The sequence below is a fragment of the Clostridium sp. 'deep sea' genome (assembly GCF_014931565.1).
GTDB lineage: Bacteria > Bacillota > UBA994 > PWPR01 > PWPR01.
In genome coordinates this window covers 1,791,214-1,807,464 of record NZ_CP063353.1, presented here as the reverse complement: position 1 = coordinate 1,807,464, position 16,251 = coordinate 1,791,214, and the positions used below count along the sequence as shown (strand labels likewise).

The following is a 16,251-nucleotide window of genomic DNA, read 5'->3' as shown; positions in this document are numbered from 1 at the left end:
TCTATATAAACATTAGAGATATTATTTTATATTTATAAATATGGAGAAATATATGAAACTAATAAAAGGTGCATATGAGCAAGTAATTAATAAAGATATATCTGCTCTTATTACAAGTGAAAAAGATATTGAAGTATTAAAAGACAAAATTGATTATACAGATTCAGCGAGTATATTAACTACCTATTTTAACTTAATAATGAAAAAAGGTTTAAACTACTTTAAGAGTTCAAATGATGATCTTGTAACTCAAATTAACATTGTCAATAACATAATAAGTCAATTATCTATACTTGTTGATGATAAGAGCTTTAACAAATATCAAGTAGCTGATTTTGAATTACTAAAAGGAATATTTGCAAAAGAGATTTTTAATAAAAACCAAGAGATAATATTTCCGGTGACCTCAATTGCAAACAGTACTCTTTTTACAGGTTCGTATACTGAACCAACCGTTTTTAGTGAATTAAGAAAAGAGATTGCAACTGCTGATAGAGTTGATTTATTAGTATCATTTATAAAACATAGTGGATTAAGGTTATTAATTGATTGTTTAAAAGAACATACAAAGAATAAAAAACTGAGAGTTATAACAACGTCTTATATGGGGGCATCTGATTTTAAGGCAATAAAAATACTATCAGAATTGCCAAATACCGAAATAAAGATTTCCTACGATACTAAAAGAACCAGACTACATGCTAAAGCTTATTATTTTCACAGAGAATCGGGTTTTAGTACAGCCTATATTGGTTCTTCAAATATATCAAAAGCAGCTTTATCAGAGGGAACAGAATGGAATCTAAAAATCTCTGAATATACTTCACCCGAAATAATAAATAAGTATAGGGTTACTTTTGAAACATATTGGTATGCAAATGACTTTGTACATTTTGATGGTAATAATGAGAATGATGTAAGAGTATTAAAAAAATCGCTTAGCAAAGAGCAAACCGAAAATAATATTAATTACTCTTTTATCATAAAACCTTATATGTATCAACAAGAAATTTTAGATAAACTGGAAGTAGAAAGAACAGTATATAAATCATTTAAAAACCTAATAGTTGCTGCAACAGGAACAGGTAAAACAGTTGTATCTGCTTTTGATTTTAAGCAGTATTATAAAAAAAATAAGAGCTGTAGGTTTTTATATTTGGCTCATCGTAAAGAAATTTTAGAGCAAAGTTTAATTACATTTAGAACCATTTTAAATGATAATAACTTTGGTGACCTTTGGATTGGTGAGCATAAACCAACTCAATATAATCAGTTGTTTGCTTCAATTCAAACCCTAAACTATAATAATAAGTTTTTATTATTTGAAGAAAACTATTTTGATTATATTATTCTCGACGAAGCCCATCATGGTGCTGCTTTTTCATATGACAAAATACTGTTGTACTTTAGTCCACAAATTTTACTGGGATTAACAGCAACTCCAGAAAGAACAGATAATATAGATATTTTGAAGTATTTTAATGATAGAATTTCATATGAAATTAGATTACATGAGGCTATAGATAGAAATTTACTATGCCCTTTTCATTATTTTGGTATAACAGATAGTGTGAGTTTAGATACTGTTACTTGGAGTAGGGGTAGATATGAAACTAGTGAATTAAGTAATTTGTACACAGGAAATGATATGAGAGCAGATTTAATAGTCAGGCAGTTAGATAAATACATAAATGACATTAATGAAGTTAAAGGCATAGGCTTTTGTGTAAGTCAAGACCACGCAAAATTTATGAGTTATTACTTTAATAAATGTAATATTCCATCAATAAACATCGACTCTAGTTCTTCTAAAGAGCAGAGAAAATCAGCTAAAGATAAACTAAAAAGTGGAGATTTGAAATTTATTTTTGTAGTTGACATATACAATGAAGGTGTAGATATACCAGCTATAAATACGGTATTATTTTTAAGACCAACTGATTCAGCCACTATATTTATTCAGCAGTTAGGAAGAGGATTAAGAATTTCTGAAGATAAAGATGTGTTAACTGTTTTAGATTTTGTGGGTCAAGCAAATGGTAACTATGACTACAACTCTAAAATAAGAAGTATTATTGGAAAAACTGCACACAGCATAAAGAATGAAGTTGAAAAAGACTTTCCTACACTTCCAAAAGGGTGTTATATACAATTAGAAAGAAAAGCAAAAGACTATATTCTTGAAAACTTAAAAAATATATATGTAGATAAAAATAAATTAAGAAGGCTGATTAGGAACTATAAACATCAGACAAATCTTCCTTTAACGGTTTTAAATTTTTTAGAATATTATCAGTTAAAATCTTGGCAAATCTATAAAACATCAAGTCTATATGAACTAGGTGTTTTAGAAAACATTAAACAAAATGTAATTCAAAAGGATAAAAATGATTTAAAAAGTGTGTTTCAAAGAGTACTATATATTAACTCTAAGAAATTTATAGATTTTATTTTGAGTTACTTAAAGCAAAAGGTTTACACTTTACAAACGCTAAATTCAGATGAAAAGCTTATGTTAACAATGTTTCACTATACTGTTTGGAATAAGTCACCAGATGGCAAGACAGTTGAGTATCTTTACAGACTAAAAAATGATAATTCAGAAATTTTTAATGAGATAATAGAATTGCTTGAATATAACAAACATACAATAGATTTTATTGGTAAAAGTATTTCCTTAGAATACAATTGTCCACTTGAGCTATATGCAAAATATAATATAAAGCAAATCTTAACTGCCTTTGCTGTAAACACGGAATACTATCAAAAGCCTTTTAGAGAAGGGGTATTATATATTAAAGAAAAAAACACAGATTTATTTTTTGTAACCCTCAATAAATCAGAAAAGGACTTTACAAAAACTACTCTTTACGAAGATTATGCCATTAGCTCTAAGCTTTTTCACTGGCAATCACAAAGCAGAACATCTATTACCTCAGCAACAGGTCAGAGATATGTTAATCAACGTAAAAATGAAAATACTGTGATATTGTTTGTTAGAGAAAATAAAAGAGAAAATGGTATAACGAGCCCTTATTACTTATTAGGCAAAGCAAACTATGTATCTCATGCAGGATCAAAACCAATAAGTATAACCTGGGAGTTAGAGCATGAAATTCCTACTTTTATATTAAAGAAATCGAACAAATTGGCAGATGTTTTATAATAATATTAATCCTATAATGACGTAAAAAAGGCAAAACTATTTATTTTTAGATTATATAACGAATTAGTAATTTTCAGGAGGGCATCCAATGAACAATAGCATAGATATTAAGATAAAAAGAATAACTAAAAACAATTATCATAAATTTGATAACATGGTGTATTGGCGACAAACAGGTTGTGCAAGAACAAATGAAGAAAAAGAGCTGAACGCAAAAAAAACTTTTGGTGACGCTTATAGTGAACTAAATCATAACGATTTTTACGTATTTGCGGCCGAATATCAGAATATACTTATTGGCTGGATTTCACTCATTTATATGCCAAAAGTGGGTAAGTGGAATAAAGGAGTGTTGTATGTTGACGAGCTTTGGACCGCACCAGAGTTTAGGCGTAGGCAAATTGCTTATAAGCTAATGAGTAAAGCCATAGATATACAAAAACAAACACGGGCCCAATCCATAAGGTTATATACCCATAATATTGCTGCCCAAAAGCTTTATGATAAATGTGGATTTAAAGAACTAGGTAAAGCTATATTTTTAGAGAAAGAGTAAAAGAGGTAGTTGTATAATAGTAAAATCACTAAAATAAATTATAGGTAGGAGAAAAAATGGGCATTTTAATTTACATTATTTTTTTTATAATATGCATAGCAAGTATGGTTCCTATAAATATAATTATAGATTTAAAGGAGATTCTGTTTGTAGTTTTAAACTTATTTTTATTTATGTTAGCTACTAAAACTGTTAAAGATTTTTATAAAATAATAAAATGTTATTTTAAAAGTAACATTGATATTAATATTAAAAAATCTCTAGTTATACTACGTAAATACAAAATTGTTACCTTAATCATTGGAGTAATTGGTAGTTTAACAAAATATATTGCGGCTGGAAATTACATTACAGAAACAGAGGTCTATGCCTTTAGTATTCATGCTAAGTTTAGACCTATATTATACGCACTAGTAGTAATTGTTTTAATTTTATATCCTTTAGAGATGTACTTAGAAAAATATCAAGATAATAAGTAAATAATAATCATTTAATATTAACATAAGGAGGTGTTCATTTTTGATAAATAATATAGCAGGCGAAAAAGTAATATTAAGACCACTAGAAACAGCTAAAGATTTAGATTTTATAGTTGATGTTGAGACCAATAAAGACTTATGGTATTACGAGGAATATGTAAAAGAGGATAAACAAAAAACACGAGAGTTATTTATTAAGAGAATGAGGCCAGAAGTAAAAAATTTTGATTTTATTATTAGTAGAAAAAATGATAATACCAAAACAGCAATTGGGGTGGCTTATACTTGGCTTTATAGTGAGTATCGCAAAAGTTATGAAATAGGCTATGTCATTTTACCCCAGTATCAAAAACAGGGCTTTGGCTGTGATGCAACTAAAAGTTTACTCAAGTTTGCCTTTGAGCAACTTAAAACACATAAAGTAGTAGGTATGTGTAATGCTAACAATGTAGGTTCAGCCACTATAATGCAAAAGGTAGGTATGAGAAAAGAAGCAGTCTTTAAAGAAGAGCTGTTTTGGAATAACAAATGGACTGACCAATATTTTTTTGCTATTTTAGAGAGCGAATATTTTAATAAGTAGCTTATAATAGGTATTTATATTTTCCTAATTAAGAGTAAGTTATCTTTTATTTTTTTCACTTTTTTTAGTGAGTAATAATGACATGCAAGCTTAATTGCTGTTAAAGCCAAGCTTAATATTTGTAGAACACAATGAAGGTGTTTGCTAACAATGTAGCTACCAAAATAATAAATATGTAGTTTTTAGTTTAAAGACAATTATTAAGTATTTAGTTTATAGTGAATAAAAAAGGAACTATAAAAAATTAATCATTTACAAAAATAAGTAAAATAATGTATAATAAATTAGCACTCGCAGCACGAGAGTGCTAATAACTACTTATAATACTTAAGGAGAACTCAAAATGGTTAAAAAAGCGTTTAAAACCGAATCTAAAAGATTGTTAGATATGATGATTAATTCAATCTACACCCACAAAGAAATATTTTTAAGAGAACTAATCTCCAATTCTAGTGATGCCATTGATAAAATCTACTACCGAGATTTAGCTGATAGTTCTCAAACTTTTAATAAAGACGATTATTATATAAAAATAATTGCCAATAAAGAAAACAGAACATTAACAGTTATTGATACTGGTATAGGTATGACTAAAGATGAGTTAGAGAATAATTTAGGAACAATTGCTCAAAGTGGCTCATTGGCATTTAAAAAAGAAAATGAAATGAAAGATGGCTTTGATATTATTGGTCAATTTGGAGTAGGCTTTTACTCAGCCTTTATGGTAGCCGAAGATGTTACTGTAATAAGTAAAGCTTTAGATAATAATGAAGCCTATAAATGGCAGTCTAGTGGTGCTGATGGTTATACAATTGAAGAGTGCCAAAAGCCAACAACAGGTACCGAAATTACACTTACTTTAAAGCAAAATACCGAAGACGAAAACTATGATGAATACTTAGAAGAGTACAAATTAAAATCAATAATAAAAAAATACTCAGATTTTATTCGTTACCCAATTAAAATGGATACTACTAGCCATAAATTAAAAGAGGGCAGTGAAGAAGATTACGAAGAAGTTGTAGAAGAAAAAACAGTTAATAGTATGGTTCCAATTTGGAGAAAAAACAAAAAAGAGCTAACTAAAGAAGATTACGAAAATTTCTATACCGAAAAACGTTATGGTTTTGATAAACCTTTAAAGCATTTACACATAAGTGTAGAAGGTATGATTAGTTATAATGCTATATTATATATACCAGAGCAAATTCCCTTTGATTATTACTCCAAGGAGTATGAAAAAGGCTTAGAGTTATACTCTAATGGTGTATTAATAATGAATAAATGCCAAGACCTTTTACCAGACTACTTTAGCTTTGTTAAAGGAATGGTTGATTCAGCAGATTTATCTTTAAATATCTCACGTGAAATGTTACAGCATAATAGGCAGTTAAAACGGATTGCTAAAAATATTCAAACTAAAATAAAAAATGAACTTGAAAACATGCTTAAAAATGACCGTGAGAGTTATGAAAAGTTTTATAACTCTTTTGGCAGACAATTAAAATATGGCGTTTATGAGAAATTTGGTAGCAATAAAGATGTACTTGAGTCTTTATTAATGTTTTATTCATCTACAGAGAAAAAACTGGTTACCCTTAATGAGTATGTTTCACGTATGAAAGAGGATCAAAAGTATATCTATTATGCAGCTGGTGAGAGTGTAGAAAAAATTGAAAAGCTACCTAAAACAGAAATTGTTGCAGATAAAGGTTACGAAATCTTATACTTAACTGAAGATATTGATGAGTTTGCCCTAAAAGTTTTAAAAGAACATGCTGAAAAAGAGTTTAAATCTGTTTCTAGTGGTGACTTAGGTATTGATACAGAGGAAACCGATACTCAAGATACTAAAGCCGATGAAAACAAAGATTTATTTGTCAAAATGAAAGAAATTTTAGCAGATAAAGTTAAAGAAGTACGAGCCTCTAAAAGATTAAAAACTCACCCTGTGTGTTTAGCTAATGAGGGCGAAGTCTCTATTGAAATGGAAAAAATCTTAAATACTATGCCTAATAATCAAGGAATTAAAGCAGATAAAATATTAGAAATTAATCTTAATCACCAAGTTTTTGAAGCCTTAAAAAATGCCTTTGATAAAGACAATGATAAACTAGAGGTTTATACCAACCTATTGTATAATCAGGCTTTATTAATAGAGGGTTTACCAATTAGTGATCCTGTAGAGTTCTCTAATAATATTTGTAAAATTATAAAGTAATTATTAAAAGCGGCTGTACAGAAGTAGTATAACAATAGTTAGTTTTATTCTAATCAACGGAAAACAACATAAAAGGTTTTAATATAAAGAGAAGTAGTTTGCGAAAAACTACTTCTCTTTACGTTATATAAATAACATTATTATGAAATGAAGTAAAATAATGTTTTATGCCAGTTTTTATTTAACCTAAATTCACATACATAAGTCGACATAATATAAGCAAAATATGGTATATAATAACATATAAAAAAAATAAGCTTCCAATTGAGAGGCAGATAATTTTGCAAAGATAAGGAAGCAATTTAAGATTAAATTAACATTAAGGAGGGTTAAACCTATGAAGAAGAAGTTAGGATTATTTGTTGTGTGTCTGTTTTTAATAATACCTTTACATGCTTTTAGTATATCTCTTAATATGGAGAAGGAGAACTTAATAAATTATAGTGATTCTCAGATTCAAGTAAAGCTTCAAGATGGTAAGTCAAACTATATCGAAGAGTTTATAGTTGAAAACATATCAAAAACAAGTAATGTTTCAATAATGGCAGTATCTGAATCTGAGCCTAATAATGAGCCTCACCAAGCTAATTCAATAGCCTTTGCAACTGAAATTACAGGAACAATAAGTTCTACCAGTGATATAGACTGGTTTAAAATTTCTATGCCTAATCCAGGGAAAATAACTGTAGAATTAAAAAATATCCCTACCAGTTGTGATTATGATATATACCTTTATAAACTTGTCAGTAATACCTTATATTTAAAGAGCAAATCTCACTACTCAGGTAATAGCAAAGAACAGTTTAGTTATATTGGTGCAACAGCAGATTATTATGTTAGAATTGTGCCTGATAATAGTTTTGATGCAAATAATAGCTATTCATTATCTACATATTTTTCATCTAGTTACGACGATTATGAGCCTAATGATAACCTTTTGTATACTTCAAATCTAACCTTTGGTAACTATGAATATAGAGCAACTATAGATAACGCCATTGATCAAGATTGGTACAAAATTTCTGCTTCAAGTGGCGAACAAATTGTAATTGATATGTATAAATTACCGAATGATTATGATATTTTCTTATATAACCCTAACGGTAATTTAGTAGGTACGTCGTTAGAAAGTGAAACTACAGCTGAGCATATTGTCTACAATACAACCTCTACTGGTGATTATGCATTTTTAATTAAAGCATATCAATGGTCTAGCTCTGATGGGGAATATAGGCTTAGAGTAAACAAAAAGTCAATAAAAGAATACTCAAGACCAGTAGCTGAATTTATTCCCATTTCCTCTTTTTTTGATTTAGATACTACTAGTGGAAATATAAGAGATTGGACAGGATGGACAGGTACTTCTTGGGCGTATGGTCATGCTTATGATGGGCATAAGGCAACAGATTACGATGGTAAAACAGGTGATAATATTTACGCAGCAAAGGGTGGAAGAGTAATAAAGGTGGAACAAGACGAATATAATAATTACCCAGCAGGTCCTCCAGATTGGGGTACTTATATCAAAATAGACCATCTTGATGGCACTTATAGTGTATATGGGCACCTCAAATATCAATCTAATATTGTAAATTTAAATGACAACATAAACCAAAATGTAAGAATTGCATTGATGGGAAACACAGGATATTCCAGCGGTGATCACTTAGATTTTAATGTTTATACTAACTCAACAACACGAATATGCCCCTATGATAATAATTTAATTCATTATGGAGGTGCTAAGAATGAAAACTAATAAAATATTAATAGTAGCTATCTGTATTATGATTGTTGGAGCATGTGTGTTAATAGGAGGATATACTAATAATTTAAGGCGCATGAATCTTCAACAAAATGACAAAGTGGAAATCACACTATTATACGGAGAGGTGCTACCAGAAATAAAGTTGAGTGTAAAATACTTGGATACAAATAAAACATTAGTTTTAGATGGTCTTTCAGCTGATGCTTTCCCTAATGGCGATATTATTTATGTAGGAAAAGATTATTCTCTTCGTAAGGTTTTATTTAATGGAGAAGAGGAAGTAATTCTTGAAAAAGAGCAAGCAAGCTCACAAATTTTTCTTAATCAAAATGCAACAATGGCAGTTTACACTAAACCCAAAGATTTTGAAGGTGGTAATATTCCGTTTACTAACGGGATAGCTGTGTATGATTTTAATACTAATATGGAAAAGGTCTTATTAATGGAAGAAGGTAGTACCATTTTGCATTGTGGTTGGCTTGAAGAAAAAATAATAATTCAAACTTCAACCGAAAAAAACAATGAGTTTTTACTTTTAGATTTAGCTGGAAACCTGTCTAAGTTTGAAGCTAAAAATCTATTGCCACGAAGTAGAACAATGTCTTTAAGGAGTTTAGATGGTAGATACTTAGCATATGAATCAACAGACGGTGATGTAATAGTTGTAGATTTAACAACAGGCTGTGATACAAGGATAAAAAATTCCTTAGAGCCTCGATGGACAAAGCAAGGGCTAAGGGTACGTGAAGAAGGCGGGTATAAAATTCACAAATTACAATAAAAATAGTTATATTAAGTATAAGGCTATACTCAAAGTAATTTTGACTATAATCTTATATTTTTTTTTAAAAATAACATACTTATCTAAATAATACTTTTGTGGTTCATAAATAATAATTATATTTTATTTAGCCTTGTCCCATATTTCCTTAAAAATTCATATGCTATTATGTAATACTTTTTAAAAGGAGAGAGGAATAATGCCTAAAAATAAAAAACTTGGCATTGTATATAATAGGAAACGAAGGTTAGCAAGTGTTGCTAATATTAACTGGAGTAACTACCATAACAAATGGTTACTGTTAAAAAATATGAATGGTTATTGGAGATTTGGCAGATTAAAAAATCATAATCCAACTACAAAAACACTTACTCTTTTTGCCCTAAGAAACGGTTCATTTGGTAATATAGTTATTCCTCAAGCCAATCAAACTGAAGTATGGCTAGTTGAAAGATGGTCACAAATTAAACCATAAACTAAATAAAAAAATACACGTATTAATAAGGAGTGCCATAATAGGCTACTCCTTTTAACTATGTTTATAGATAATCTCTTAAGAGTTCAACATTCTTACCAAAATGTACTGATTATTGTAAATGTAAAATAATTATTAAAAATAACTTTATTAATTTGATTATAACAGTAAGATAAAGGGTATATAATTAACTGTAATGTTGTTTACGTATTTTATAGTGGTGGTTATGAAACTGCCAAGAAGGGATGAGGGAGAGAAAAAATGAAACAGACTATTGTTGGAGCTATAGTAGCAGCTATTATAGTTTTACTAATTTCATTTATTATGTTGCCTGTAATTAGTTTAAAATTTATTCATTTAGCAATACTAACCTTAATTTTTGCAGTAATTATGATTTTGGTTGGTTATCTTACAACAATTAAAAAGAAAACAAAACATCAACACGCTAAAATTGGTGGTTTAATAATTATTGTTACATTGCTTTATGTGCTTATTGCAACTGTATCTTCATCAGCTATTTTTAAAGCATCTGTAAAACAAAAAATGTTAGATGTAGAAGAGGTAGTTTTTGATGAAACTGTACCAAATGTAGATATGGCCAACTTAATTATTTGGGATGAATCAGATGCAATTAGATTTGGTGAAAAGTTAATAACCGAAAAAGATCCATCGCTAGGTTCAATGTATTCAATATCTCAAAAATATGGAACTTTATCGGTAATAAACGGTAAACCGTATTGGCTTTTTCCTTTAGAACACTCAGGATTTTTTAAGTATATAAAAAATAAAACTATTCCTGGTTATATTAAAGTTAGTGCAACCACTGGTAAAGCGGTGTTTGTAGAAAAACAGTTTAAGGTTGCTCCATCGGCCTATTTTAGTAATGACTTAAAACGGGTAGTGTATAAAAAACATAAAAACTTTGCTTTAACTGACTATTCTTTTGAGGAGGATTCTAATGGTAATCCTAAATGGGTTATTACAGCTTATACCCATAAAGCTGGCGTAGCTACTTCTCAAGTATTGGGAACAGTTATTGTAGACCCTATTACCAAAGATGTTAACTACTATGAAAAAGGTAAACAGCCTCAATGGGTAGACCGAGTTTCATCTGTAGGTATTTTTCATGAACATTTACGCAATTGGGGTAAACTAATTAACGGTTGGTGGAATCCTTCTGATACTGGTAAATTAAGAAATACCAATGGCATTGGTTATGTGTTTAAAGATGGTAACATTTATTTTTATACCGGTATAACATCTTACGGTGGCGATGAAGCTACAACAGGTTTTTTAATTTACAACCCACGTACCGCTAAAGCTCAGTATAATAGAATTTCGGGTTCTACAGAGCAAAAGGCAATGGGTTTAATGGAAGAGCTTGTGCAAAACGCTGGTTATATAGCCAAGTATCCCTATTTAATTAATGTTAACGGCGAAGCAACCTATTTATCTACCCTAAAAGGTAATAGTGGCAATGTAGTAGGTTATGCCTTATGCTCAGTTAAAAATTATCGGGCAGTTGCTTGGGGTAAAACCCTAAGAGAGGCTCAAACTGAGTATAACAGAATTTTAATTACAGAGGGTGGCTCAAACTCCTTAAATAATCAGTATAGTAGCCTTGAAAAAATCGCTGGTAAAGTTGTGAGAGTGGGAGAGTTTAAGGATGGTTATTTTATAGTAAAAATCGAAAACAGTGATTTACTATATGTAGTATCTGTAGATCAATTCCCAACCATTGCATTAACAGAAAAAAGTGACGAGATAAGTATCTCTTACTTAAAAACTACTAATGCCAATAAAATAGACGCAATAGAGTTTACTAACAATTCAATTAAGTAATAAGTGAGAGAGAGGAATGTCTCACTAGCTCTACAAAGAGAAGACCTAAATAAAAGTAAACTTTAACAGGATTTTAAAGACTAACAATGGTAAGTCAAATGGTAGGTAAAAAAATAATTAGAGAATATTAAAAGGGGCAAGGAAAGTTTTTTTAAATTTCCTGCCCTTTTGCTGTTATATGTAATATTAAATACATGTTCAAAATCATACAGAGAAAATTCTCTACATACGCACAATTTTATTAGATGCTGAGATAACAACAAAAAATTAAACTTATTATTAATCTCTTGAACATGGATTAACTATACATTGAGGTGGCTGAGCCATAAATATTATCGGCTTGCAATACCATCTTCTTTTCCCTTCGTGTGCTTTGTGTTTTTAAACAATATTACTGATTTACCCTTGATTTTGATTTTAATGTGTCTAGACTTACTCATTAGCAATAATAAGAATTTAAAATTAGTAATTTACTTTACTAGTATAACTAAAATTTTTAGATGTATTTTTTCTTTTAAACATCTATATTTGCAAATTATTTTGTTTTGCTAGAAAACACAATTGTAAATACACTATCACATATCATTTTTTGCTCTTCTGCTATGCAAACAGCCCCTTTTTTTATGCAATATTTTAAAAGCAATAAAAGGTAAATTTAATTTAAAATTGAATAATAAATTGTATATAAAAAAACTGTGTTTAGAAAAGAGGAATATACAATGTTCGCAATTGTTGGTGCTAAAATTTACACAATAACAAAGGGTATTATTAATAACGGAGTAGTTTTAGTTAAAAATGGACTTATTGAGGCCGTAGGTACTAGTTCTTTAAAGGTTCCAGCTGGCTATAAAATAATTAATGCAAAAAGCAAATGTTTAACGCCGGGTTTAATAGATGCGCATACACATTTAGGTACATTCGGTGAAATTAATGTGCCAGCAACTGCAGATGGTAATGAAATGACAAACCCAGTTAGCCCTTTTGTAAGAGGAATAGACTCCTTTAATCCTCAAGACCCAGCTATTAAATTATCTTTACAGGGTGGTGTCACTACAGCATATACTGGTCCTGGTAGTGGAAATATTATAGGCGGAACGGGCTTTGTCATTAAAACCCATGGCAACACTGTATACGATATGGTAGTGCAAGGTAAAGAGGCAATGAAATTTGCTTTAGGAGAAAACCCTAAAGGTGTATATAAAGAGCAAAAAAAAATACCCTCAACACGTATGGGTAATGCCGCTGTCATGCGTCAAGCTCTTATGAAGGCAGAAGACTATGTGATAAAACAAAAACAAGCCCAAAAAGAAGGTAAACATTTTAATAGAGATTTGGGTTTAGAGCAACTAGCCAAAGTTTTAAACAGAGAATATAAAGCCAGAATACATGCCCACCGAGCAGATGATATTATAACTGCTATTAGAATAGCGGAAGAGTTTAACTTAGATTATTCAATAGAGCATTGCACACAGGGTTATCATGTGGCAGATATATTGGCTGATAAAGGGTGTTTTTGTGTAATAGGACCATTAATTATTGGGCCATATAAACACGAGCTGTGGGATGTAAGAATGTCGACCCCTGCTGTATTAAATAAGGCTGGTGCAAAAGTAATAATAACTATGGATGCTGTAACCCCTGCTTCGCATACAAAGTATTTAGCAATGAATGCTGGCTTAGCAATACGGTATGGCTTAGACGAGGAAGCAGCATTTAAGGCTATTACCATTAATGCAGCTGAGTTAATAGCTATGAGCGATAAAATTGGCAGTATCGAGGTGGGTAAAGAGGCAGATTTAGTTATATTTGATGGCCACCCTTTAAGTAACTTTACAAATGTGGAGCAAGTATTTATTGCAGGTGAAAGAGTAGTGTAAAATGTTTTTCTTCACAATTGCTTATTTAACTATTAAAGAATTAATGGTAACATAATCCTGCATTAATGCATTAAGTATAATTTACTATTATTTCATATAAAGATAAACATGGACTAAAATAAACTTAAAATTAGTTAGGTATAAGCAGTAGCTTAAATAAAAATAGGTATACATAAATATTTTAAAGGACACATATTATATTTTTTTGTGTCCTTTACACTTAGTTTAACTTGGTTACTTTAGTTGGTTCTTTTTAAGGTTTTTATTATGCTCTACTTGAACCTCAGCTACAGGTTTAGTACGTAGTTTATCCATTTTGCTTTCAAGGTTCTCTAAATCTTGTACTTTACTGTTTTTAAAAGACTCGTTATACTCAATTGGCTTGCCATAGGTTACATTAGTTTGGTTGGTTTTGTTGTTAGCATTATTTTTCTTTTTCATTTTTACACCTCTAAATATTTAATATAGCTATTTTTCCCTTCTATAATAATTTTATTAGGTAATCATATTTAGTAGAGTAAATCAAATATAAATAAGTAGAGCAATAAGTAATATAATGCAACAATATGTAGAACAATGACGTTGCCTCTGAATAGCAATTAAAGGATAATTAAGGTTAAAAATAGAAAATTATTACAATAAAATAATTGTTATGGGGTTTTATAATGAGTACAAACAGTGTTAGTGAAAATTATTATAAAATACTACAGAATACCGAAGAAATATATCACTATATAGAGTTAGGAGACAAACAAAAGGCCTTAATTGGTTTACAAGAGTTGCTTAAACTACATAATTGTCCTATTGTTATACTCGAAGAGTGGAAGAACTACCTTACTAGGTTAAATAGCAATATAAGAAAATCTGCCTGTATAGGAGGTTTAGACTTTATAGATTCACTTATAATTAGTTTAAATTTTACATTTAAACTTAAAAAATTACGCCAAATAAGTGAAATCCATCAACACTTAAGCCAAACAGTAGGGCTATATGCTCAAGCTGTATTTGAAAGCAAGTGTTTTAATAGCACAGGGCTTACAAAAAAAGTATGTGAGTATATACAGCAAAACTATAAAAAAAATATCTCTACTAAACAAATAGCTAAAAAGTTTAATGTGCAGGATTTACATTTATCTAGGCAGTTTAAAAAAGACATAAAAATATCTGTAACTCAATATATTCAGTTAAAAAGAATAGCAGAAGCTAAAAGATTACTTAAGCTTAATAAGTATAGTATTAAAGAGGTAGCAGAAATAGTTGGTTTTGATAACGAACAATACTTTATTAAGATATTCAAAAACCTAGAGTTGACTAGCCCTAAAAAATATTTATATAGCTATGAGTAAAAAATAGATAATTATTTTTTTGCATTTACAAAATAGCCCAAAACATATAAATTAAAGTAGTAATTATCAAGGCTGTAACTATTAAAATTACAGCTCTGTTTTTATTTAAACCAGATTGTGTCATAACCTGTTGGTTTTGAGGTTCAGCTAGCTTTTTAAGCTGTTTTAAAGCTATATAACAAGCTAAACTACCTAAAATAAAAACCATGAATAATGCAAAATTATTGCTTAAAATGTTATGCTCTGTATTGGCTACATTACTGTATATTTGAGCCATATTAGCTTTGCCTTGAATATATGTATATACCTCAAATACTGTATTGGTAATGATATGAATTACCATACCAGGTATAACAGAATTTGTGTAGTGTACAATTAAACCAACTAAATAGGCATATAAAAATAAGGTTATTAACCTATGTGGATTATTATGATTTATGGCAAAATAAAAAGCAGACACAAATATAGCAAATTTTATACCTAAACCCTCGCAGCCTCTAATTAAAAGCCCTCTAAAAAATAGTTCTTCACCAATAGGAATAATAATTCCAGCTGTGATAATTAAAATAATTAAGGTAGGTAGGCTTTCTGCTAACATATAATTGTTCATCTCAAATTTTAAGCCAAACATATTGATAATAATATCTTGTGCTTTTATTAAAAATACTGCCATGGCATTAAATCCTAAAAAAATAACCAAGGTAAGTAGTAATTGTTTTAAAGATACTTTATTTAATCTCAATAAATCTTTAAAAGACTGTTTTTTTAGTTTAGCAAATAAAAAACAAGGAAAGTAATTGGTAAGTGATTGAATGCAAATAACAATTAAAAAAAATATAGATATAGTTTTAAATGATTGAATTGCAGGATGAAAAGGATTATTAAACAAAAGTCTAAACATAGTCCATACAGAGTAATAAATTACAAGAATAGCTGCCGTAAAACGATAATTTAGATTGTTACTGTTCGATTTGTAGTTGTTCATAGTACCTCATATGTTATTTATTTTGTATTTATAGCAATTATGTTTTAGCTAATATGAAAAAAGCTCCTTTCAATAAAAGCTTTTTCAGGATAATCTAGTTGCTTTAGTTGTTTAATAAAGCTACCTCTATTATACCTCACTAATACTCTTTCGATATTATATTTTTTTTCTA

Annotated in this window: 13 protein-coding genes; 11 read left to right on the top strand and 2 right to left on the bottom strand. The window is 29.4% G+C overall.

Annotated elements, in window-relative coordinates:
- The first annotated feature begins 52 nt into the window (after positions 1–52).
- The 10 genes from IMX26_RS08425 (at position 53) to IMX26_RS08380 (ending at position 13,748) form a co-directional block, all read left to right on the top strand.
- On the top strand, positions 53–3,166 hold the full coding sequence (locus IMX26_RS08425) for a DEAD/DEAH box helicase (RefSeq protein WP_195161228.1): 3,114 nt from the start codon (positions 53–55) through the stop codon (positions 3,164–3,166).
- 88 nt (positions 3,167–3,254) lie between these two features.
- Positions 3,255–3,722 (top strand): GNAT family N-acetyltransferase, encoded by a 468-nt coding sequence (locus IMX26_RS08420; protein WP_195161227.1) that lies wholly within the window; start codon positions 3,255–3,257, stop codon positions 3,720–3,722.
- A 56-nt stretch (positions 3,723–3,778) separates the two neighbouring features.
- Entirely contained in the window at positions 3,779–4,201 is a 423-nt protein-coding gene (locus IMX26_RS08415) for a hypothetical protein (protein WP_195161226.1), read from the top strand.
- 40 nt (positions 4,202–4,241) lie between these two features.
- A complete protein-coding gene (locus tag IMX26_RS08410; RefSeq protein WP_207729334.1) occupies positions 4,242–4,784 on the top strand; it encodes a GNAT family protein in 543 nt (180 codons plus the stop codon).
- A 343-nt stretch (positions 4,785–5,127) separates the two neighbouring features.
- Positions 5,128–7,005, top strand: coding sequence for a molecular chaperone HtpG (gene htpG, locus IMX26_RS08405; RefSeq protein WP_195161225.1), 1,878 nt, complete (start codon positions 5,128–5,130; stop codon positions 7,003–7,005).
- A gap of 337 nt (positions 7,006–7,342) precedes the next feature.
- A complete protein-coding gene (locus tag IMX26_RS08400) occupies positions 7,343–8,764 on the top strand; it encodes a peptidoglycan DD-metalloendopeptidase family protein (protein WP_195161224.1) in 1,422 nt (473 codons plus the stop codon).
- Positions 8,754–9,554, top strand: a complete 801-nt coding sequence (locus IMX26_RS08395) for a hypothetical protein (RefSeq protein WP_195161223.1) — start codon at positions 8,754–8,756, stop codon at positions 9,552–9,554. The genes IMX26_RS08400 and IMX26_RS08395 overlap by 11 nt, the downstream gene beginning before the upstream one ends.
- 199 nt (positions 9,555–9,753) lie before the next feature.
- A complete protein-coding gene (locus tag IMX26_RS08390) occupies positions 9,754–10,029 on the top strand; it encodes a hypothetical protein (protein WP_195161222.1) in 276 nt (91 codons plus the stop codon).
- A 261-nt stretch (positions 10,030–10,290) separates the two neighbouring features.
- Positions 10,291–11,871 (top strand): hypothetical protein, encoded by a 1,581-nt coding sequence (locus IMX26_RS08385; RefSeq protein WP_195161221.1) that lies wholly within the window; start codon positions 10,291–10,293, stop codon positions 11,869–11,871.
- 719 nt (positions 11,872–12,590) lie between these two features.
- Complete coding sequence (locus tag IMX26_RS08380; RefSeq protein WP_195161220.1) at positions 12,591–13,748, top strand: amidohydrolase; 1,158 nt, start codon at positions 12,591–12,593, stop codon at positions 13,746–13,748.
- A gap of 234 nt (positions 13,749–13,982) precedes the next feature.
- On the opposite strand, the gene IMX26_RS08375 is transcribed toward IMX26_RS08380, so the two are convergent.
- The gene (locus tag IMX26_RS08375; protein ID WP_195161219.1) at positions 13,983–14,189 is read right to left on the bottom strand and encodes a hypothetical protein; all 207 of its coding nucleotides are present in this window, start codon (positions 14,187–14,189) and stop codon (positions 13,983–13,985) included.
- 224 nt (positions 14,190–14,413) lie between these two features.
- Here IMX26_RS08375 and IMX26_RS08370 point away from each other — a divergent pair, with 224 nt between their 5' ends.
- Entirely contained in the window at positions 14,414–15,094 is a 681-nt protein-coding gene (locus IMX26_RS08370) for a helix-turn-helix transcriptional regulator (protein WP_195161218.1), read from the top strand.
- 25 nt (positions 15,095–15,119) lie between these two features.
- On the opposite strand, the gene IMX26_RS08365 is transcribed toward IMX26_RS08370, so the two are convergent.
- Positions 15,120–16,079 carry a type II CAAX endopeptidase family protein gene (locus tag IMX26_RS08365; RefSeq protein WP_195161217.1) on the bottom strand — a complete coding sequence of 320 codons (960 nt, stop codon included), beginning with the start codon at positions 16,077–16,079 and terminating at the stop codon, positions 15,120–15,122.
- Positions 16,080–16,251 lie beyond the last annotated feature (172 nt).

Bases quoted from the DNA above. Each gene is read 5' to 3' on its own strand.
- IMX26_RS08425 (WP_195161228.1), top strand. From the start codon at position 53: ATGAAACTAATAAAAGGTGCATATGAGCAAGTAATTAATAAAGATATA.
- IMX26_RS08420 (WP_195161227.1), top strand. From the start codon at position 3,255: ATGAACAATAGCATAGATATTAAGATAAAAAGAATAACTAAAAACAAT.
- IMX26_RS08415 (WP_195161226.1), top strand. From the start codon at position 3,779: ATGGGCATTTTAATTTACATTATTTTTTTTATAATATGCATAGCAAGT.
- htpG (WP_195161225.1), top strand. From the start codon at position 5,128: ATGGTTAAAAAAGCGTTTAAAACCGAATCTAAAAGATTGTTAGATATG.
- IMX26_RS08400 (WP_195161224.1), top strand. From the start codon at position 7,343: ATGAAGAAGAAGTTAGGATTATTTGTTGTGTGTCTGTTTTTAATAATA.
- IMX26_RS08395 (WP_195161223.1), top strand. From the start codon at position 8,754: ATGAAAACTAATAAAATATTAATAGTAGCTATCTGTATTATGATTGTT.
- IMX26_RS08390 (WP_195161222.1), top strand. From the start codon at position 9,754: ATGCCTAAAAATAAAAAACTTGGCATTGTATATAATAGGAAACGAAGG.
- IMX26_RS08385 (WP_195161221.1), top strand. From the start codon at position 10,291: ATGAAACAGACTATTGTTGGAGCTATAGTAGCAGCTATTATAGTTTTA.
- IMX26_RS08380 (WP_195161220.1), top strand. From the start codon at position 12,591: ATGTTCGCAATTGTTGGTGCTAAAATTTACACAATAACAAAGGGTATT.
- IMX26_RS08375 (WP_195161219.1), bottom strand. From the start codon at position 14,189: ATGAAAAAGAAAAATAATGCTAACAACAAAACCAACCAAACTAATGTA.
- IMX26_RS08370 (WP_195161218.1), top strand. From the start codon at position 14,414: ATGAGTACAAACAGTGTTAGTGAAAATTATTATAAAATACTACAGAAT.
- IMX26_RS08365 (WP_195161217.1), bottom strand. From the start codon at position 16,079: ATGAACAACTACAAATCGAACAGTAACAATCTAAATTATCGTTTTACG.